Genomic DNA, 19,715 nt, shown 5'->3' with positions numbered 1-19,715 from the left:
AAACCGCAGAGGTCCCGCGGGGTCTTCACGACGAACGCACTCAAACGGAAAGGTCATTCTCAGTCTCCAGCCGCAGCATAATCTTGCCTTCGGACTCAAGCCGCCGCGCCAGCGCCAGCAACTCCTGCTGTGCCTGGGCCACATCACGCGATCGCACCGGCCCCATCACTTCCATGTCTTCGCGCAGCATCTCGGCAGCGCGCGAGCTCATCGCCTGGAACAGGTGAGCCCGCAGCGTATCCTTGCAGCCGCGCATAGCAGTGGCCAGCACACGCTTGTCGGCCGCACCCACAATCTCGCGAATCCCCGTCTGTGGTACTGTCAGCAGATCATCAAAGGTGAACATCAGGTTGCGGATACCAAGCGCGATCTCCGGCTGATTCTCTTCAATCCCTTCCAGGATTTTCTTGCTCACCGTCTGGTCGACACGGTTCAGCATTTCGGCCACCGCCTTGAAGCCCGCATACGAGTGCCGCTTGTTCTGCCCAATCGACTCCGACCGGCGATAGAGCATCAACGCGACCTTTTGCGCCATCTCGGGAGAGAACTGCCGCATTTCAGCCAACCGCTTTACCACCTCAATACGTAGCGTATCGTTCAACGCCATCAACACCAGCGCCGCACGGCCGCCTTCCAGATGCGCCAGCACCAGGGCCACGGTCTGCGGATGTTCTCCATCCAGAAACTTCGCCAGCTGCGAGGGGTCGATCTTTTGCAGCATGGTCAGGTCGCTCATCGAGCGTTCCCGCAGTCGCCACACCTCGTTCAATAACTCCTCAGCACGGTTCTCGCCAAAAGCCTTCTGCAACAAGCGCCTGGCATAATCCACGCCTCCACGGGTTACGTACTTCTGCGTCTCCTGCAACGCATAGTATTCCCCCACCACCTGCGACAACTCTTCCTTAGCGATATTTCCCAGCCGCATGATCTCTTCCGTCACGCGCTGTACATCTGTCTCCGAAAGATACTGAAACATCTCCTTGGCCAGGTCATCACCAACCGCGACCATAAAGATCGCTGCCTTGCGAAGGCCTGCCGCCCGTGTCAGTGGCGAATTATTCTGTGTTGCCATCCTTACTCATCCATGTCCACACCCATCCAGTGCTCCAGCAGACGTGTACTCTGCTTGGGCTCCTGGCGGATGTTCTTCTTGACCTGCTCAAAGATCGCATGCTCTTCGCCCTTCTGCTCCGCTTGCTGACTACTCAGCATGGGTGTATCCATAGACCCTTCTGTCAGCAAAGCCGCAGGCTCGGTTCCAGAAAGTGTCGCAGCGGCAACCTGCCCCGGTGCTGCGAGCGCAGCCTGTTGCGGAGCGTGTATCAGATCGGCCGTCTGCTTCACCATGGGGCGCAGCACAAACATCACAAGCAGCATGCCAAGCACAACCAAACCTGCTGTCCGCAGAAAACCTGGCATACGCACAATGTCCTGCGCCTGCTCTGTCACACGTTGCATCGGCGTAACAGGTACATCATGGCCATTGCTTTCAAAGCTGATATTTTCGAGAACCAGCTGATCGCCACGTTTGGCATCAAACCCGGTTGCCGCCTGCGCTAACTGTTCCAGCCGGCGCATCTCTTCACCGCTGCGCGGATGCCAGACCGAGTGCATCGTTTTGCCCGAACCCTCTGTCTGCGGACGATCATTGACCAGCACCGCTACCGTAAGCCGCTTCAGACGGCCGGGCCCCTCTTCGCTGTGCGACAGGTGACGCGTCACCGCATAGCTGGCGCTCTCCTGCCGCGCATTGTTGCTGGTGCCGCTGGCTCCCTGCGGATAGACCGGGACATTGCTGTTCTGCATCAGCGGAGGCACATTGGTCTGCTGCGATGCGGAAGTGTTCGAGGGCGGTGTATTCACTTGCTGGCCACCGGCTGCATTGCTCTGCGTTCCCGGAACGCCAGCGGCGGCGCGCTGCGATCCCTGCACCTGCTCGGTCCGTTGCATGCTGACCGTAGCCGACAGTGCGGGATCGTACACCTCGTCCGTCTTCTCCTCCGAGCCCTGCTCGTAGTCCGCATGGACCGTCGCGTGCACATTCTCGCGTCCCGCGACCGGCTCCAGCATCGCGACCAGCTGCTGTTCCATCTGTCGCGCCAGATCGCTCTGCTGTGCGGTTTGGCTTGGGGCCCCAAGATTCATATGCCCATCCGCATCCACCAGCGTCACCTGCTCCGGCTGAAGATTCTCCACGGCGCCTGCTACCAGGTTGCGAATCGACTCCACCTCACCACGGTCCAGAGTGGAGCGACGCAACTTCAATACCACCGTGGCCTTTGCGGGGCGGTCTTCGCCTGAAAACAGCCCCTGCCTGGCCAGCGCGAGATGCACCCGCGCCGAACGTACGGCGCCCAGCGTTCCAATCGTGTGTTCCAGTTCCCCCTCCAGGGCCCGCTGGAAGTTCACCTTTTCATCAAACTCTGAGCCGACCCAGTTGGGCTTGTCGAAGATCTCAAATCCCATCCGGCCGCTCTGCGGCATGCCCTTGCTGGCAACCTCCATGCGGGCCTTGTCCAGCAGATCATCCGGCACCATCACCTCGCCGCCGTCGCTCGAAATCTTTGCATTGATGCCGGCGGCCGTCAGCTCCTGGCTCACCACCTGAACATCCTTCGGATCAAGCCCGCTGAACAGTGTCTTCCACTCCGTGCGCGAGCCATACCAACTGATGGCTGCAACCGCGGCAATCGCCATCGCTGCAAGCATCATCCAGCGGGAGCGTTGCGCCTTCGGCATCCCGTTCCAGCGGCTGCCTGCATTGCTCGCCAGCCGCTGCCACGGTGCGCTGCCCTCCGCCATGGAAGCCGCTCCTCCTGCTCTCTGTAGATCAGTCTTCTTCTCTGCCATTACCGCGCCACCCTAAAACTGCATCTGCATCATCTGCTGGTAGGCCGCCACAGCCTTGTTGCGCACCTGAAGCGCCAGTTCAAAAGCCATGTCGGCCTTCTGGGTGGCGATCATTGCCTGGTGCACCTCCACGCCGCTACCGTCCATCAGCCCCTTCACCGTCATCTGCGCCTGCTTCTCCAAAGCTGTGGCGTCCTGCATGGCGCTGGCCAGCACATTGGCGAAAGGCGAAACCGCCTGCTCCGTACGGCCCACTGCCGGGGTACTCGCGATTTGGGGAATGCTTCCTGTCAGCTGAATTGCGTCCATCGCAGCCTCTCTACTTCAGAATGTCCAGTGAACTGGTAATCATGTTCTTCTCCGCCTGCACCGCCGAGGCATTCATGCCGTAGCTGCGTTGTGCACTCATCAGGTCCACCATTTCCGTCAATGGATCGATGTCCGGATACGCAACATATCCATTCGCGTTCGCATCCGGATGCCCGGGATCGAAACGCATCACAGGAGCTTTCGCATCATCCTGTACACCTGCGATCTCCACACCGCCGATGGTGTTTGAACCCAGGTGCGCCATCAAGGACGAGCCGAAGTTCGTCTCCTGGCCCTGCGTCTGAAAGACGACCTGCTGGCGGCGATACGGGCCGCCTTCAGCCGTCCTCGTCGTCTCAGCATTGGCCATGTTGCTGGCTGTGACCTCGGCCCGTACCCGCTCTGCCTGCAAAGCCGATGCGCTAATGTCCATCACGCCAAAGAGATTCATCACTTACCGTCCGATTTGATTGCGTCCGTCATGCGCGAGTATTCATGTCGCAGCAGATCGACTCCCGTGCGGAAAGTAAGCTGCGATTTCGCCATCTCCAGCCCCTCGCGCTCCAGGGAGACGTTGTTGCCGTCAGTACGCGCGACCAGACCGTCAACATCCTGCACTTCCGGGGAGAACGCTCCACTCGCACTCCCGGACATCGCCTGCCGCATCTGCTCTTCAAAGCTGAACCCCTGTGTGCGATAGCCCGGGGTGTCGGCATTTGCTATGTTGCTGGCCGTCAGCTTCATCTGCGTGCTGGCCAGGTCAAGATACCGCACCAACGCATCACTCATCGCACTTGTCTGCATCGCACTTCCCTCTCAAGCAATGGCTGTCTACGCCGATAGAGAATGCAGGTTGCGCGCCACAACAAAAGGCTTCATCTAAGAAGACTCTCAGCGGCAAAGATTAGAGCCGGGTAACTTATCGCGGATCAAAGGCGCTTGCGGCGCAGCACAATCTCTTCCGGTCCAATCTCCGGACGCTCCTCGGCAAGAATTGCGGCACGCTCCAATACGTGTCCCAGTTCGCGGACATTGCCCGGCCATTCATACGACAGCAGACCATCCATGGCTTCCGGTCGCAGACGCTTCTGCGGCATCTCCTCGCCCAGTTTGTCCAGGAAGTATGCCACCAGCAGCGGGATATCCTCCTTGCGCTCGCGTAGCGGCGGAATCGTAACCGGAAAAACCGCCAGGCGATGGTAAAGGTCCAAACGAAAACTCCGCTCCCCGCTCATTCTCTCCAGGTCTCGATGCGTAGCCCCAACCACGCGTACATCCACGCGGATCGTCTCGTTATCGCCGACCCTCTGCAGCTCACCATTTTCAAGGAAGCGCAGCATCTTGGCCTGCAGCGTCAGGGGCATCTCCCCGATCTCATCCAGAAACAGGGTTCCGCCGTGGGCCGCCTCAATGCGTCCGGTGCGTGACTGCACCGCTCCGGTAAAGGCTCCCCGCGTGTGACCAAACAACTCGGCCTCCAGCAATGCCTCCGGGATTGCTGCGCAGTTCAGCGTCACAAACGGCTTCTGCACACGCGGACTCAAACGGTGAATCGCACGCGCCACCACTTCTTTTCCTGTTCCGGTTTCGCCTTCGATCAGCACGGTTGCGCTGCGCGGAGCAACCAGGCGTACCATCCGCGCCAGAGTCCGCATCCCGACACTGGCTCCGATCAGCCCCGGCAACAACACGGCATCGGTCGAAAGCTCGGCAGCCGCGACCGGCATGGGAACCACTCTCGGCACCGCAGCTACAGGCGCAGCTTCCGGAAGGTTGAAACTCTCGTCTTCCGCCGATCGTAGTGCGTGAAGCAATTCATGCCGCCGCGGACTGCGCGGCCCATCTCCGGTTGCCATACCATCTGCACGAACGATATCGACACCTGGAAACGCCTCGCGGACCCAGGAGATAAAACCCTCGACCTCTAAGTCCGGCAACCAGTGATCCACAACCAGCGCCTCGGGAATGCGACGCTCCATGCAGGTCATCGCCTCGGCCCCGCCCTGGGCCACCTCAACCTGCCAGCGTAGCCCGGTCAATGCCTCAGCCCAGCGAAGTCTACGGTCTCCATCCGGACTTACTACTACCGCGCAACGGACAGCAATGGGAGCATCCGAAGATCTTGTTTCAAACGGCATCGTTCTATCCCCTGGGGGCGCATTGCATCGCCCCCCGCAGGTGCTCGCGCATGCGGGCGGCAATACTGTTCAGCCGTTCACACTCCACCAGACCTTCGGATATGGCACGACGCAGCCCCGTCTCATCTTCGCCAAGCTCCGCCAGTTCGAGGCGGCATTGCAGAGCCGTCAACGGCTGGCAAAGGTCATGCAGCATCCCACTCAGTTCCTGCACCAGTTCTACGCGAGCACTCTCCATGGGGCTCAGGCGCGCTGCAGCATCAGAGGGGAATGTCCGGCTCCCGTCCCCTGGCCGTTTCTCTGCTGCGTGAGCTTCCGAAAGGGAACGTTGCTCAACCGGTAGCCTTCGCCACGCACTGTCTCAATCAGTGCGACACCGTCGGCGACTCCCTGGACCGTCAGCTTGCGGCGCAGGTAGTTGATATACACATCCACCACATTGGTACCGGTATGCGAGGTCGTGTGCCACACCTCTTTCAGCAACTGCGCCCGGCAAACGGCCTTTCCCTTGTGCTGCAGCAGATACTCCAGCAGCGCATACTCCTTGGCGGTCAGTTCAACCTCCACGCCTCCAACCAGGACCTGGCGAAGCACACGATTGATCTCCACAAGACCGTATTTAAGCACCTGCTCAGGGCCAGCCTGTTCCTTGCGCCGCATGACCGCGCGGCAGCGGGCCGTCAGTTCATGAAAACTAAACGGTTTTAACAGGTAGTCATCGGCGCCAAGGTCCAGGCAGCGGACTCGCTCCTCCACCTTCGTACGGCCCGTCAGAACCAACACCGAGGTCTGCGGCAGCCTGCGATGCACCTCTTCCAGCAACTGTGCGCCATCCATCTTCGGAAGACTCAAATCCAGGACCACCAGATCCGGGCCTTCTTCCTCAACGTGGTTTAGAGCGGTCTCTCCATCCTGCAACCACTCAACAGCGTAGCCTTCCCGCTCCAGCCCCTGCTTCAGCAACATCCCCAGCGCCTTGTCGTCTTCCACCAGCAAAATGCCCATAGACCTCTCCACTTCTCAACAAACCGGCCCGTACTCATACCTCGCAACCATTCTGCGGGTACGTATCTACCTTGAGTCGGAAGAAGCCGACCGGCAATCCCCCATGCGCCAATGTTTTAGGTAACGTGCCCAAAACAGGAATGGAGCAGGAAGCAAAATGAGAACCTCTAACAATCTCTTTTCTTGTGATTCGCTTTTTATTCGCTACAATGTCATCCATGGCGATTACACGGCGGCAAAAAGACGTTCTCGACTTCCTTTCCTCATTTACGCAGCGTTGCGGCTACTCGCCGTCCTATGAGGAGATCGCCACCGGACTGGGAGTCAATTCGCTCGCCACCGTACATAAGCACATCACCAATCTGCAGAACAAAGGGCTTCTGCAGCGGGCGCACAACCGCAGCCGATCGATTGATGTGCTTCCGGCTCGTTCCAAAAAGGGAGCTGATCGTCTTCCCCTGCTTGGCCGCATCGCCGCCGGCCGGCCAGTAGAAGCCATTGAAACTGCGGAGACCATCTCGTTGGGCGACATCCTGGGTAACCGTGAGGTCTTTGCTCTCGAGGTCCGGGGAGACTCCATGCGCGATGAACACATCGTCTCCGGAGATTACGTGCTGGTGGAGCGCACGCGCACCGCACGGGAGGGCGAGATCGTCGTTGCCCTGGTGGATGGCACCGATGCCACCCTGAAACGCTTCTACCGTGAAGGCAGCATGATCCGCCTTCAGCCCTCAAACTCCGAGATGGCTCCGATCTTCGCTCCCGCCGCCGCCGTCACCATCCAGGGCAAGGTGCTCGGCGTCCTGCGCAGGTATTAGTCCCAGGTTGAACCTGCAAGTTTTAATTTTTACGGAACCAACCCCGTAGGAACTGCGTACCTCTCTCCGTCATCAAGATTCCCGGAGGGACCTGTACCATGGCCGCAGCCCGCAAATCCAAGCGCAAACTCTACATCTGGGGCGGAATTGCCGTCGTCGTTCTGGCCGTTGGGCTCACCTTTGCCATCAAGGCCTCCGGCTCCAGCTCAAAGATTGAAGCCTCGCAGCTTTCCAAGGTCGAGCGTGGCGACATCGCCCGCTCCGTTGTCGCAACCGGCAAGGTTCAGCCCATTCTGAAGGTCGAGGTTAAGTCCAAGGCTTCGGGCATCGTCACCAAGCTGTTTACTGACATCAATCAGCCGGTCAAGACTGGCCAGCCGCTGGCCCAGCTCGATCAGCAGGAGCTGCTGGATCAGGTTGCCGCGCAAAAGGCACAACTCACCGCGGCCGAGTCCAACGCGCACGCCGCACAGGCTGCCATCGAGTTCGACAAAGTAAACGCAGAGGCTCCCGATCTGCCGAACTTCAAGCACACCTTTGAGCGTGCGCTGGCCATGTCCAAGGAAGGCGTTGTAAGCCAGCAGGCCCTGGATGATGCGCAGCAGAAGTACGCCGCCGCCGCCAACGCCCGCGATAAGGCCCTGGCACAGATCACCGTTGATACCGCCAAGTTACACCAGGCGCAGGCCCAGGTAGCCCAGGCGCAGGCATCGCTTCGGCAGCTCGAAGAGCAGCTCAGCTACACCAACATCGTCTCTCCTATGGACGGTGTCGTGCTCTCCCGCGATGTTGAGCTTGGCAATGCTGTCAGCTCCATTCTCGTGATGGGATCAACCGCAACCCTGGTCATGACCCTCGGCGACACATCGCAGGTCTACGTTCAGGGCAAGGTCGACGAGAGCGATATCGGCAAGGTCTACATGGGCCAGCCGGCCCGTATCCGCGTAGAGAGCTTCAAGGACAAGGTCTTCAACGGTAAGGTCACCAAGATCGCTCCGCTCGGCGTCGAAAAAGATAACGTCACCACCTTCGAGGTGCGCGTTTCCATCGACAACCCCGGCGGCGAGCTGAAGGCCAACATGACCGCCAACGCGGAAATCATCCTGGAAGAACACAAGAATGTGCTCACGGTGCCGGAGCAGGCTGTGATCTACGACAAACAGCGCAATGCCAGCGTCGAGGTTCCCGATGCCAAGGCCGACAAGGGCCGCCGCAAGGTTGCCGTGAAGGTTGGCATCTCCAACGGCACACGCACCGAAGTGCTCAGCGGAATCAGCCAGAACGATCAGGTCATTCTGCAGCAGTAGCCAGTCCCTCAGCATGAAAAGATAGGAGGAGCCACCATGAACATTCTTCGTACCGTACTTACCGCCACCGCACTTGCCGCCGTCGCCGTGCTGGCCTCGGCAGAGGACTTCACCCGTACCCTTTCCGTCTCAGGAACGGCGAACGTCAGTGTTTCGACCGGCTCCGGTTACGTGAAGGTCGTTCCCGGCTCGGGCTCCGAGGTCCGTGTTGTCGGCCATGTCCGCGCCGGCTCCGGCGGATGGCTGTCGGGCAACTCCGATGACCGCATCCGGCAGATCGTCTCAAACCCGCCTGTCGTGCAGTCGGGCTCCAGCGTCACCATCGGCCAGACGCGCGGCAACGATCTCTACCGCAATATCGTCATCGACTACGACATCAATGTCCCGGCCAATACCATGCTGCACGCCACCTCCGGTTCCGGCAATGTCATGGTTGGAGGCGTCATGGGCTCGGTTACGGCCAGCACAGGTTCGGGGGATGTCCAGGTCTCCAACATCGGATCCGAGGCACGGCTTGAGACCGGCTCCGGTTCGATTCGGGCCGATGGCATTCACGGCTCGGCCATGCTCCAGACCGGTTCCGGTGACATTGAGTTGCGCCAGTCCGCCGCCGGCGATGTTCGCGCACAAACCGGCTCCGGTTCCCTTCGCATCCGCGGCTTCAATGGCGGCCTGCGTGCAGGAACCGGCTCAGGCGACATTGAAATTGAAGGCAATCCGTCTTCGGACTGGAAGCTGGAAACAGGCTCCGGTTCCGTTCGTCTGACCGTAGGCAATGCCAAATTTTCCCTGAACGCCTCGACCGGCTCCGGAACCGTCCGTGTGGCCCAGCCCATCCTGATGCAGGGCACACTGAACCGCCACCATGTTCTTGGTGCGGTCAATGGCGGTGGCCCGGTCATCAAGGCTGAAACAGGCTCGGGCGATATCGAAATCCGCTAAAAATCACACCATCCTTACCGCGGCGGAGAGTGCAGACTCCGCCGCTCTTTTTTGTATGGAAGCGTTTCAGATACTTGCACCCTCCCCTCTCTCCACTGCACCCTAGAGAAGATGGCTCTTCCGCATTCCGCTGACCTCCGCCTTCTTGTCTTCGATCTGGACGGCACACTGATCGACTCCCGACAAGACCTCTGTAACTCCGTCAACGCCACCCTGGACCACCTGGGAAAGCCGCACCTGCCGGACGCAGTCATCGCCTCGTACATCGGCGATGGAGCCTCCATGCTGGTCCGCCGCGCCCTGGGCGACCCCGAAGGGGACATTCACGACGAAGAGTACCTGCAGAATGCTCTAACTTTCTTTCTGGACTACTACCGGATCCATAAGCTTGACTTTACGTATGCCTATGATGGCGTCCTGCAGTCTCTGGAAGCCATCCGCGCGGCTCAACCCCATTTGAAGATGGCCGTGTTGACCAACAAGCCCGTGAACCCTTCTCGCGACATCTGCCGTGCACTTGGCCTGGAACCCTTTTTCTTTCAGAACTATGGAGGTAACAGCTTCCACAGCAAGAAGCCCGACCCGCATGGCCTGCAAACCCTGATGCAGGAGGCCTCCGCCTCACCCGGCCAGACCGTAATGATCGGTGATTCCATTGTCGACATTCTTACGGCGCAAAACGCCGGAGCTTGGTCCCTGGGCTGCACCTTTGGGCTATCATCGGTCACCCTCGCAATGGACGTTCCCAGTCTTACCTGCGATTCACCCCAGGATTGGGCTACTTTATTTGCATAAAGAATGGGGCATCTTCGAGTAACAAAGAATTCAATCCGTGTCTAAAATAGAGAAAGCAGACGTTGATACCTGATGCAGCTGATTGATACCCCTCTCAATGACGTCAAGCGCCTTCTCCCCGATGTTTATGGTGATGAACGCGGATGGTTCGCGGAAACCTTTTCGCAGCGAACCTTCACCCAACTGGGTCTTCCGGGACAGTTCGTTCAGGACAATCAGTCTCTTTCGCTCAAGGGTGTACTCCGTGGCCTGCACTACCAGCTCGGCAGGCCGCAAGGCAAGCTGGTCCGTGCGTTTACAGGCCATATCTGGGACGTAGCTGTAGATCTTCGGCGTGACTCAACGGACTTCGGCAAATGGGCAGGTTTCCATCTGAGCGAAGATACGGTCGAGTATCTCTGGATTCCGGAAGGTTTCGCACACGGTTTTGTGGTCCTTTCGGAGAGCGCGAATGTGCTCTACAAAACCACGAACTTCTATTTCCCTGAAGGAGAACGCTGCATCCGCTGGGATGACCCAACGCTGGCCATTGAGTGGCCCCTGGATCTTGTAGGCAAGATCTCACTGTCGGGAAAGGATCAGCGTGGAACCAGCTTTCTCCACGCCGACCTCCCACCGGTTCCAGAAGCCGTATCCCGCCGTTAGAGTTCCGCCATCACCCTACGCAGGGAATCCTGCCATAAAGGCATCCTGAAATTCAGCTTCTTCTCCAGCTTGCTGCAATTAAGCCGGGAGTTTGCAGGTCTGCGGGCTGGCGTTAGATACTCTGTGGTCCGGATCGGAATCAGCGTGGCCCAATGCTGTGTTGGCTCCTTTGCCGCAGCGAGCGACAAAAACTCCTGCGCAAAGCCATACCAGGTGGTCTCCCCTGCATTACAGGAGTGGTACACCCCGGAAAACTCAGCCGCCTTTTCTTCTGCATTCCCCGCGGATTCGCAGCTTTCCACGGTATGTATGGCGAGCCGGGCAAGGTCGCGTGCCCATGTCGGTGCCCCATGCTGATCGGCAACAATTTTGAGTTCTTCCCTCTCTCGCGCAAATCGCAGGATCGTACGCAGAAAGTTCTTCCCGGTCGCGTTATAGACCCAGCTGGTGCGGAAAATGAAATGGGCGGCTCCAGTTGCCGCCAGAGCATGCTCCCCTGCCAGCTTGCTGGCGCCATAAACACCCATCGGGCCGGTTTCATCCGATTCAACGTACGGGGTATTGCCTTCACCTGCAAAGACATAGTCGGTCGAGAAATGGAGGACAACCGCACCCAGTGCAGCCGCCTCTTCTCCCAGAACTCCCGGCAGTTCCGCATTCAGGCGATACGCGGCGTTCGGCTCCTGCTCAGCCTTATCTACAGAGGTGTACGCCGCAGGATTGATAATCCAACGCGGCTTCAGCGAACGGATAGCGTGCCGTACCGCATCCAGATCACTCAAATCAAGCTCTTCACGCCTGGGAGCTATCACCCCGCCTATGCTCTTCAGCATAGGTTCCAGTTCTCCGCCTACCTGTCCGCTTGCACCGGTTAGCAGCACCGGCCCCATCAGAGAATCCGCTCCTTCAGAATGTGGTTCAGATAGTTGGCATAGCTGCTCTTGCCAATCTTCTTCGCCTGCGCTTCCAACTGCGCCGACGAAATCCACTTCTTGCGATACGCAATCTCCTCGGGACACGCGACCTTGAGCCCCTGCCGGTGCTCGATGGCATGGATAAAGGTACCCGCCTCCAGCAAGGAGTCATGGGTACCGGTGTCGAGCCATGCCGTTCCACGGCCAAGGTTCTGCACCGAAAGCTGTCCGCGTTCCAGGTACCAGCGGTTCACATCGGTAATTTCCAGTTCGCCGCGCGGTGAGGGCTGAATGCTCTCCGCTACCTGCACAATCTGCGCGTCGTAGAAATAAACTCCTGTCACCGCATAGGAAGACTTCGGTTCGGCAGGCTTTTCTTCCAGCGAAATGGCGTTTCCGGCCGCATCAAACTCCACTACGCCATAGCGTTCCGGATCGCTGACGCGATATGCAAACACCGTCGCTCCGCTGGACTTCTGCGAAGCCGCCTGCAGCTTCTTTGGCAATTCGGTGCCGAAGAAGATGTTGTCCCCCAACACCAGGCAGCAGGGCTCGCCAGCAAGAAAGTCACGACCGATCAGAAATGCCTGTGCCAGGCCGTCCGGGCTGGGCTGTACCGCATACTGCAGCGAAAGTCCCCACTGGCTGCCATCGCCTAAGAGTTGCTGAAACCGCGGCGTATCCTGCGGTGTCGAGATGACGAGGATTTCCCGGATATCGGCCAGCATCAGCACCGACAGAGGGTAATAGATCATCGGCTTGTCGTAGACGGGCAACAACTGCTTTGAAACCGCCTGCGTGACCGGATAAAGTCGCGTGCCCGAGCCTCCGGCCAGGATAATTCCCTTCATTTACTGCTCCGCCTTCCGAGAACCGTAATTCTTTTCAATCCACTGCTTGTACGCGCCACTGGTTACACCCTCTACCCATGCCGTGTTGGACAGATACCACTTCACTGTCTTCCGCAGGCCAGTATCAAAACTCTCCGCCGGCTTCCAGCCCAGTTCGCGCTCAATTTTGCGAGCATCAATCGCGTACCTGCGGTCATGTCCAGGACGGTCGGTGACAAATTGGATCAACTGTTTGTGCGGCCGGAACTTCGACTCAGGCACCAACTCATCCAGCAACTCGCACAAAAGATTCACGACCTCCAGGTTCGTCCGCTGGTTGCACCCGCCCACGTTATAGGTCTCACCCACAGTTCCCTTCGCCAGCACGGTGCGGATCGCCGAACAATGATCCTTCACATACAACCAGTCCCGCACCTGCAGTCCATCACCATACACCGGCAGCGGCTTACCTTCCAGAGCATGCGTAATCATCAATGGAATCAGCTTCTCCGGGAAGTGATACGGACCATAGTTGTTGGAACAGTTAGTCATCAGGGTCGGCAGACCGTAAGTATGGTGCCAGGCACGTACCAGGTGATCGCTGGCCGCCTTGCTGGCCGCATAGGGCGAGTTCGGAGCGTAGGGCGTCTCCTCGTGAAAGGCAGGATCCTCCGGCTTCAGCGTTCCGAAAACCTCATCGGTCGAGACATGGTGAAAACGGAAACCCTCCTTCTCCACACCCTCCAGCGTCTGGTAATAGGCCTGTGCCGCGCGGAGCAGAGTGAAAGTACCGTCGATGTTGGTCTTCAGAAAGGCTTCCGGCCCCAGGATGGAGCGATCGACGTGGCTTTCGGCAGCGAAATGAACGATCGCCCGGGGACGGTATTTCGTAAGGAGATTTGCGACCAGATCACCGTCACAGATGTCCCCATGGACGAAGGTGTACCCCGGATTCCCTTCCAGGGAGGACAGGGTGAGCGGGTTTCCCGCATAGGTCAGCTTGTCCAGGTTGATGACAGGAGACGGTTCCAGCGCAAACCAGTCCAGAACAAAATTGCTCCCAATAAATCCAGCTCCGCCAGTCACCAAAATCGGTCGGTTTTCCTGCGTCATGCTCAGCTATAGTCCTCGATTCTGGTCCACACCAGAACTCTTCCTTGGTTTTGACTCTCCAACCATTTTATCTGTCCCTAAGACAGCACGAATCACCTGCGATACGGCCATCCAGAAGACACATCTGTCGCATCCTAGCAACTTAGGACTAGAATGGTTCCGCCCGTATCTATACCCTTATGCCAGCGCTCATGACCGAACCCCTCGCAGCTCCCGCAGCCAAGAACACTGAACGTGACCAGTTCGACCTGCAGGCTCTGATTACGGAGCGGCCGAACGAAGCCTCTGAAGGTTTCGATACCAAGAGTGCGCTTGAAATCGCGCGCATCATCAATCATGAAGACGCCAAGGTTCACCTGGCGGTGAAAAAGGCTCTGCCGGAAATCGCCTTGGTCATCGACCAGGTGGCTCGCGCCCTGCGCGACGGCGGACGCCTGATCTATGTCGGCGCCGGCTCCTCGGGCCGCATCGCCTCGCTCGATTCGCAGGAGTGTCCTGCCACCTTCTCCACCCAGCCGCAGCAGATCCAGTACCTGATGTGCGGCGGCCCCAAGGCACTTGCCTCCGCCGCAGACGTCAATGAGGACTCGCCGGAGATGGGCCAGCGCGACATCGCCAAGCGCCGTCCCACCCGCAAGGACATCGTCATCGGCATCTCCGCCTCCGGGCACACCCCCTATGTCGTCGGAGCGGTCAAGTACGCCCGCCAGCAGGGTGCCCGCACCGCAGCCGTGGTCTGTAACCCGCAGAGCAATCTCGCCGAGGTCTCCGACATCTGCATCGTCGCCGACGTCGGCCCCGAGGTCATCTCCGGCTCCACCCGCCTGAAGGCCGGCACCGCCCAGAAGATGATCCTGAATATGATCACCACCGGCGCCATGACACGCCTGGGCTACGTGTACGAAAACCTGATGGTGAACGTGCACATGAAGAACGCCAAGCTGGTGGAACGCGGCATCAACGTGCTGCAGCGCGTCACCGGAGTGGACCGCGACACCGCCATCCGCGCCATCAAGTCCGCCGGCAAGTCCATCCCCATCGCCGTGGTCATGCTGAAGGCTAATGTCGACAAGATGGAAGCCGTCCGGCGCCTCGGCAAGTCCGACGGCAACGTCCGCCTGGCGATCGAAGACAGCCGCCTCGAACTGTAATGAAGCAGCCCACCCTGCGCGCCCAGCGGCTCCGCTTCACGCTCGCCCTCGCCGCCACTTGCACAGCCATTCTCATCTGCCTTCATCAACGGCATTTCGTTCTTTCTCCGGGGCATCCGTCCACCTGGCTGGTCATGCTGCAGCACAAGTGCGGCATCCTCTTTCTGCTTTGCTCTAGCTGGCTCGCCATGGAAATGATCCGTATCGTCTCCACTTTCCGCTCGCGAACATTTCCTGCCGCCGGCCTGTAACCCGCAGCGAACCAGCCAAAGCACTCCCTTCCACACCCGTACTTCGTACAATCAGAGCAGGCATTTACTGATTCGTTAAGGTACCTCGATCCCTCATGGACAAATTCGTAGTTCGCGGCGGTAACCCGCTCCTCGGCACCATCAAAGTCTCCGGAGCCAAGAACTCCGCTCTTCCCTGCATGGCCGCCGCCATCCTGACCGAGGACGAGATCATCCTCGAGAACATCCCCCAGGTCCGCGACATTGAGACCGAGCGCAAGCTCCTCGAGTCCATGGGCGCCACCGTCGAACTCGGCTACGGCCGAGCCCAGCACCGTACCAGCATCCAGTGTGCCGTGCTCTCTGACCCCGTCGCCAAGTACGAGATCGTCAAGACCATGCGCGCCAGCTCGCTCGTCCTCGGGCCGCTGGTCGCTCGCACCGGCATGGCCCGCGTCGCCATGCCCGGCGGATGCGCCATCGGAGGTCGCCCGATCGATCTCCACCTTGCCGCGCTTGAGAAGATGGGCGCCGTCATCACCTATGACCACGGCTACCTGGAAGCCAGGACCGACCGCCTGAAGGGCGCACACATCGTCTTCGACAAGATCACCGTCACCGGTACCGAAGACATCCTGATGGCCGCCACCCTTGCCGACGGCGAAACCATCCTCGAAAACTGCGCCCTCGAGCCTGAAGTCACCGATCTCGCCGCTCTGCTGAATGCCATGGGCGCAAAGATCGAAGGCGCCGGGACCTCCATCATCAAGGTTCATGGTGTCAGCAAGCTCCACGGAGCACGCCACCGCATCAACCCGGACCGCATCGAGGCCGGCACCTTCCTGGTGGCCGGAGCCATCACCGGCGGAGACCTGAACGTGGACTGCTGCAATCCCGAGCACCTGGGCGCGGTAATTTCCAAGCTGGAGTCCGCAGGCGCCCGCATCGACATCGGCCGCGAGAGCGTCCGCGTGCGCAGCGAAGGGAATCTGAAGCCCGTCGACATCTCCACGGAAGAGTACCCCGGCTTCCCCACCGATATGCAGGCGCAGTACATGGCCCTGGCCACCCAGTGCGAAGGCACCACTCTCGTCAAAGAGAACATCTTCGAGAACCGCTTCATGCACGTGCAGGAGCTGAACCGCATGGGCGCCAACATCCGCACCGATGGCCGCGTCGCCACCGTCGTTGGAAAGACCCCACTGCAGGCCGCTGCCGTCATGTGCTCTGACCTGCGCGCCTCAGCTTCGCTGGTGCTGGCCGCCCTGGTTGCGGACGGCGAATCGATCCTCGACCGCGTCTATCACATGGATCGCGGCTACGAACGCATTGAGGAGAAACTCCGCGGCGTCGGTGCACAGATCCGCCGCATGGGCGACGTCTTCGGCAAGAAATAACTTTCTTACCCGGGTGCCCCACTCTCGCAACGCCGGGGTGGGTTCGATTCTACAAGGCACGGCTCAAACGCCGTGCCTTTCTTCCTTCAGGAGAGACGAACATGCCAAAGTCCGAAAAACAGAAGATGCTCGCCGGGGAGCTCTATACGGCCAACGATCCGGAGTTGCAGGCCGAGTTGGAGCGTGCGCAGACACTGCTGATCAACTACAACCTCGCTATCCCGGAAGCACGCGACGGCATCCTGCGTTCCCTGCTCGGCACCTGCGGTGAAGGCGTCGTCGTGCGCCCGGGCTTCGCCTGCGATTACGGCTACAACATCCACCTGGAGAGGGGTGTCTTCCTGAACTTCAACTGTGTGCTGCTCGACGTTATGCCTATCCGCATCGGCGAAGGCACACAGGTCGGCCCTGCCGTGCAGATGTACGCCGCTGACCATCCGCGCGACCGCGAGACACGCCTGCAGGGCCTGGAGTGCGGCAAGCCAGTCACCATCGGCAGGAATGTCTGGATCGGCGGCGGAGCCATCCTTCTTCCGGGAGTGACCGTCGGAGACGATGCAATCATCGGTGCTGGAGCGGTGGTCACGCGCGATGTACAACCGGGCCAGACCGTCATCGGCAACCCCGCCCGGCCAGTCACTCCGAAGCTCTAACCCCCGGCAATCGCACCCAGCACGATCAGCGGTTCTTTGCCGTTGACGACAGCCTCCGGAAGCACCGCATCCATACCATGATGCGACCAGTCCTCCTCGCACACGAAGAACCGCAGCCACGCTCTGCGCTGCTGCGTGCCATGCTCGCGAATCGTGCCTTCCAGCATGGGATATGCAGCGTCGAGGGCGTCCAGTACCGTGGCAACCGTCACCGGTGCGGCATTCACCTCGAGCACAACCTCATGGCCACTCACTCCCGCCAGCCGCACCAGGTGCAAGGGCAGCTCCACGCGAATCCTCACGGCAGTGTCTGTACCTCGACGCTCAGCACCGCCGGCAGGTCACGCACAATCGCGTTCCAGTTGTCACCACCGTCGGGCGACGCATATACCTGGCCGCCTGTCGTGCCAAAGTAGACACCGCATTCGTCCATGCGGTCCACGCACATCGCGTCACGCAGCACGTTCACATAACACTCCTTCTGCGGCAAGCCCCGGCTCAGCGGCTCCCAGTCATTGCCTCCACTCTTGCTGCGGAAGACCTTGAGCTGTCCGTCCATCGGGAAATGTTCTGAGTCACTCTTGATCGGCACCACGAAGACCGTCTCCGGCTCATGCGCGTGCACGTCGATCACGAAACCGAAGTCCGTCGGCAGGTTGCCGCTCACCTTCGTCCAGTTCTCGCCGGAGTCGTCCGTGCGCATCACATCCCAATGCTTCTGCATGAACAGCGTTTTCGGCTTCGACGGATGCATGGCGATGTGATGGACACAGTGACCTACCTCGGCCGTCGGAACCGGCAGAAACTTCGAAGAAAGCCCCTTGTTGATCGGCTTCCAGCTCGCCCCGCCGTCATCCGTGCGAAACGCTCCGGCAGCGGAAATTGCAATGAACATCTGCTTCTCGTCCTCAGGATTGATCACGATCGAGTGCAGGCACATACCACCCGCGCCAGGCTGCCAGTCCTTGCCTGTACCGTGGTTGCGAAGCCCTGGCAACTCGGTCCAGGTTGCACCACCATCGGTGGTCTTGAACATGGCCGCGTCTTCGACTCCGGCGTATACGGTATCGGCGCAGGTCAGAGAAGGCTCAATATGCCACACCCGCTTAAACTCCCATGGGTGCGGCGTGCCGTCGTACCACTGGTGCGTCCCGGCTTCGCCCTCGTACAGAAACTTGTTCCCTGCTGCGGCCCAGCTCTTACCGCCATCATCGGAGCGTTGCAAGACCTGTCCAAACCAGCCTGAACTCTGCGAGGCCCAGATCCGGTCCGGATCTACAGGAGAACCCTTCATGTGGTAGATCTCCCATCCGGCAAAGAACGGGCCCTCCACCTTCCAGTCCTTACGCGCACCGTCCGAGGTCAGCACAAAACCGCCTTTCCTCGTCCCCACAAGTAGTCTGACCTGCTTCATCTGTGCCAGCCCTCCATCGCAAACACGATACAGCAACCGCACAGGATTCTGTCCCGGCCAGTGGCACTTTTATCTCATGACAACTTTTGCAGACCGCCCTTTCAATTTTTTGATGTCTTTCGGTAAAACGAAGGGGATGCCCGCTGCTGAACTCCCAGAAAATTAACTCGACCGCCTGAACGCCGTTTATGAGGGGGAACGATACCTGCGGACACCTGACGGGCGACGAGATTCTTCGCGGTATTGCGCTCGTGCTGACAGCAACCGTTCGTGCTTCTGACCTGGTGGCCCGGTATGGCGGCGAAGAGTTCGCCGTGTTGATGCCCGGCGCCTGGCTGGAAGATGCAGACGCGCTCGGCAAGCGGATCTGCACCACCATAGCCGCCAGCAAAATTGCGAATCTCTATCCCACGGTAAGTGTCGGCGTTGCGACCTTCGGCCGCCCTATGTTCGATTTCGGCGACTTGGTGCGTGCCGCGGATGAAGCTCTGTACCCGGCAAAACGGCAGGGTAAGAACTGCGTCGTCTGCACTTAAAAATCACAGGCAAAACGCACAAAAGCGCGCCGTTTGGCGCGCTTTTGTATTACAGGATGCAACGGGTTAGGCGGCGTTCTCGCCACCCTCGGCCTGCTGCTGCTCTTCAAGCTGCTTCTGCAGCTCTTCGCGCTTCTTGGCCTTGGCAGCTTCGCGCTTCTCACGCTTCTCGCCCAGCTCGGCTTCGGCGCCCAGCAGTTCGATAAACGCCTTCTCGCCACCGTCTCCCTTGCGGAAGCCGGTCTTGATGATGCGCAGGTAACCGCCGTTACGGTCGCCGTAGCGCGGGGCCACGGTGGCGAACAGACGATCCACAGACTCCGGCGTCATCAGGAAAGCAGCAGCCTGGCGGCGGGCATGAACATCGCCACGCTTGCCCAGGGTAATCATCTTCTCAACAAGGGGACGGACAGCCTTGGCCTTTACGACCGTGGTCTCGACGCGGTCCTCAACAATGATGGACGTCGTCAGGTTCCGCAGCAGGGCGCGGCGGTGGCTGGTGTTCCGTCCGAGTTTGAATCCACCCTTACGATGGCGCATATCAGTATCTCTCTCTCAAATCAGGGATCAGGGAACAGGGCACAGGGAACAGGTCCCTGCCTCTGATTCCGGTCGTACTCAAAGCCTCTGCAAGGGGGGAGTAGGTTGTTTCCCTACTCCCTTTTCCC

The 19,715-nt window shown here is 59.5% G+C and carries 24 protein-coding genes; 10 read left to right on the top strand and 14 right to left on the bottom strand.

The window, feature by feature from the left end; genetic code table 11:
- Positions 1 to 40: 40 nt before the first annotated feature.
- The 8 genes from fliG to OHL13_RS05715 form a co-directional block, all read right to left on the bottom strand.
- Positions 41 to 1,072: a flagellar motor switch protein FliG gene (gene fliG, locus OHL13_RS05750; protein ID WP_263409178.1), complete on the bottom strand. Its 1,032-nt coding sequence runs from the start codon at positions 1,070 to 1,072 to the stop codon at positions 41 to 43.
- Between the two features lie 2 nt (positions 1,073 to 1,074).
- Positions 1,075 to 2,802: a flagellar basal-body MS-ring/collar protein FliF gene (gene fliF / locus OHL13_RS05745; protein ID WP_263409177.1), complete on the bottom strand. Its 1,728-nt coding sequence runs from the start codon at positions 2,800 to 2,802 to the stop codon at positions 1,075 to 1,077.
- A 60-nt stretch (positions 2,803 to 2,862) separates the two neighbouring features.
- Positions 2,863 to 3,159, bottom strand: coding sequence for a flagellar hook-basal body complex protein FliE (gene fliE, locus OHL13_RS05740; protein WP_263409176.1), 297 nt, complete (start codon positions 3,157 to 3,159; stop codon positions 2,863 to 2,865).
- Between the two features lie 10 nt (positions 3,160 to 3,169).
- Positions 3,170 to 3,610 (bottom strand): flagellar basal body rod protein FlgC, encoded by a 441-nt coding sequence (flgC, locus tag OHL13_RS05735; protein WP_263411616.1) that lies wholly within the window; start codon positions 3,608 to 3,610, stop codon positions 3,170 to 3,172.
- On the bottom strand, positions 3,610 to 3,948 hold the full coding sequence (locus tag OHL13_RS05730) for a flagellar basal body rod protein FlgB (protein ID WP_263409175.1): 339 nt from the start codon (positions 3,946 to 3,948) through the stop codon (positions 3,610 to 3,612). The genes flgC and OHL13_RS05730 overlap by 1 nt, the downstream gene beginning before the upstream one ends.
- Positions 3,949 to 4,088: 140 nt before the next feature.
- Positions 4,089 to 5,297, bottom strand: coding sequence for a sigma-54-dependent transcriptional regulator (locus tag OHL13_RS05725; protein ID WP_263409174.1), 1,209 nt, complete (start codon positions 5,295 to 5,297; stop codon positions 4,089 to 4,091).
- Between the two features lie 4 nt (positions 5,298 to 5,301).
- On the bottom strand, positions 5,302 to 5,535 hold the full coding sequence (locus tag OHL13_RS05720) for a hypothetical protein (RefSeq protein ID WP_263409173.1): 234 nt from the start codon (positions 5,533 to 5,535) through the stop codon (positions 5,302 to 5,304).
- A 5-nt stretch (positions 5,536 to 5,540) separates the two neighbouring features.
- Positions 5,541 to 6,302, bottom strand: a complete 762-nt coding sequence (locus OHL13_RS05715; RefSeq protein WP_263409172.1) for a response regulator transcription factor — start codon at positions 6,300 to 6,302, stop codon at positions 5,541 to 5,543.
- A 218-nt stretch (positions 6,303 to 6,520) separates the two neighbouring features.
- On the opposite strand from OHL13_RS05715, the gene lexA reads away from it, so the two are divergent.
- The 5 genes from lexA (at position 6,521) to rfbC (ending at position 10,809) form a co-directional block, all read left to right on the top strand.
- A complete protein-coding gene (gene lexA / locus OHL13_RS05710) occupies positions 6,521 to 7,120 on the top strand; it encodes a transcriptional repressor LexA (RefSeq protein ID WP_263409171.1) in 600 nt (199 codons plus the stop codon).
- Between the two features lie 98 nt (positions 7,121 to 7,218).
- Positions 7,219 to 8,427, top strand: coding sequence for an efflux RND transporter periplasmic adaptor subunit (locus OHL13_RS05705; RefSeq protein ID WP_263409170.1), 1,209 nt, complete (start codon positions 7,219 to 7,221; stop codon positions 8,425 to 8,427).
- Between the two features lie 36 nt (positions 8,428 to 8,463).
- Positions 8,464 to 9,369: a DUF4097 family beta strand repeat-containing protein gene (locus OHL13_RS05700; RefSeq protein ID WP_263409169.1), complete on the top strand. Its 906-nt coding sequence runs from the start codon at positions 8,464 to 8,466 to the stop codon at positions 9,367 to 9,369.
- Positions 9,370 to 9,480: 111 nt separating this feature from the next.
- Positions 9,481 to 10,164 (top strand): HAD family hydrolase, encoded by a 684-nt coding sequence (locus tag OHL13_RS05695; protein WP_263409168.1) that lies wholly within the window; start codon positions 9,481 to 9,483, stop codon positions 10,162 to 10,164.
- A gap of 72 nt (positions 10,165 to 10,236) precedes the next feature.
- Positions 10,237 to 10,809, top strand: coding sequence for a dTDP-4-dehydrorhamnose 3,5-epimerase (gene rfbC / locus OHL13_RS05690; RefSeq protein ID WP_263409167.1), 573 nt, complete (start codon positions 10,237 to 10,239; stop codon positions 10,807 to 10,809).
- On the opposite strand, the gene rfbD is transcribed toward rfbC, so the two are convergent.
- The 3 genes from rfbD to rfbB are packed head-to-tail and all read right to left on the bottom strand — an operon-like array spanning position 10,806 to position 13,666.
- Complete coding sequence (gene rfbD, locus OHL13_RS05685) at positions 10,806 to 11,699, bottom strand: dTDP-4-dehydrorhamnose reductase (RefSeq protein WP_263409166.1); 894 nt, start codon at positions 11,697 to 11,699, stop codon at positions 10,806 to 10,808. The two genes, rfbC and rfbD, sit on opposite strands and share 4 nt — an antisense overlap.
- A complete protein-coding gene (rfbA, locus tag OHL13_RS05680; RefSeq protein ID WP_263409165.1) occupies positions 11,699 to 12,574 on the bottom strand; it encodes a glucose-1-phosphate thymidylyltransferase RfbA in 876 nt (291 codons plus the stop codon). The genes rfbD and rfbA overlap by 1 nt, the downstream gene beginning before the upstream one ends.
- On the bottom strand, positions 12,575 to 13,666 hold the full coding sequence (gene rfbB / locus OHL13_RS05675; protein ID WP_263409164.1) for a dTDP-glucose 4,6-dehydratase: 1,092 nt from the start codon (positions 13,664 to 13,666) through the stop codon (positions 12,575 to 12,577).
- 191 nt (positions 13,667 to 13,857) lie between these two features.
- On the opposite strand from rfbB, the gene murQ reads away from it, so the two are divergent.
- The 4 genes from murQ to OHL13_RS05655 all read left to right on the top strand — a co-directional run bounded on the left by murQ (position 13,858) and on the right by OHL13_RS05655 (position 17,097).
- Positions 13,858 to 14,817, top strand: a complete 960-nt coding sequence (gene murQ / locus OHL13_RS05670) for an N-acetylmuramic acid 6-phosphate etherase (RefSeq protein ID WP_263409163.1) — start codon at positions 13,858 to 13,860, stop codon at positions 14,815 to 14,817.
- Positions 14,817 to 15,068 (top strand): hypothetical protein, encoded by a 252-nt coding sequence (locus OHL13_RS05665; protein WP_263409162.1) that lies wholly within the window; start codon positions 14,817 to 14,819, stop codon positions 15,066 to 15,068. The genes murQ and OHL13_RS05665 overlap by 1 nt, the downstream gene beginning before the upstream one ends.
- Before the next feature lie 95 nt (positions 15,069 to 15,163).
- Positions 15,164 to 16,444, top strand: coding sequence for a UDP-N-acetylglucosamine 1-carboxyvinyltransferase (murA, locus tag OHL13_RS05660; protein WP_263409161.1), 1,281 nt, complete (start codon positions 15,164 to 15,166; stop codon positions 16,442 to 16,444).
- A 101-nt stretch (positions 16,445 to 16,545) separates the two neighbouring features.
- Entirely contained in the window at positions 16,546 to 17,097 is a 552-nt protein-coding gene (locus OHL13_RS05655; RefSeq protein ID WP_263409160.1) for a sugar O-acetyltransferase, read from the top strand.
- On the opposite strand, the gene OHL13_RS05650 is transcribed toward OHL13_RS05655, so the two are convergent.
- Together OHL13_RS05650 and OHL13_RS05645 are read right to left on the bottom strand one after the other, a co-directional pair.
- Positions 17,094 to 17,387: a MoaD/ThiS family protein gene (locus OHL13_RS05650; protein WP_263409159.1), complete on the bottom strand. Its 294-nt coding sequence runs from the start codon at positions 17,385 to 17,387 to the stop codon at positions 17,094 to 17,096. The genes OHL13_RS05655 and OHL13_RS05650 overlap by 4 nt on opposite strands.
- Before the next feature lie 8 nt (positions 17,388 to 17,395).
- Entirely contained in the window at positions 17,396 to 18,511 is a 1,116-nt protein-coding gene (locus OHL13_RS05645) for a WD40/YVTN/BNR-like repeat-containing protein (protein ID WP_263409158.1), read from the bottom strand.
- 188 nt (positions 18,512 to 18,699) lie between these two features.
- Between OHL13_RS05645 and OHL13_RS05640 the strand changes: the two genes are divergently transcribed.
- Entirely contained in the window at positions 18,700 to 19,047 is a 348-nt protein-coding gene (locus tag OHL13_RS05640; RefSeq protein ID WP_263409157.1) for a GGDEF domain-containing protein, read from the top strand.
- A 66-nt stretch (positions 19,048 to 19,113) separates the two neighbouring features.
- On the opposite strand, the gene rplQ is transcribed toward OHL13_RS05640, so the two are convergent.
- Entirely contained in the window at positions 19,114 to 19,587 is a 474-nt protein-coding gene (gene rplQ, locus OHL13_RS05635) for a 50S ribosomal protein L17 (protein ID WP_317889906.1), read from the bottom strand.
- Positions 19,588 to 19,715: the final 128 nt, after the last annotated feature.

The sequence above is a fragment of the Terriglobus tenax genome (assembly GCF_025685395.1).
GTDB classification, from domain to species: domain Bacteria; phylum Acidobacteriota; class Terriglobia; order Terriglobales; family Acidobacteriaceae; genus Terriglobus; species Terriglobus tenax.
The sequence above is the reverse complement of the archived record's forward strand: the minus strand, read 5'-3'. Positions and strand labels throughout refer to the sequence as shown.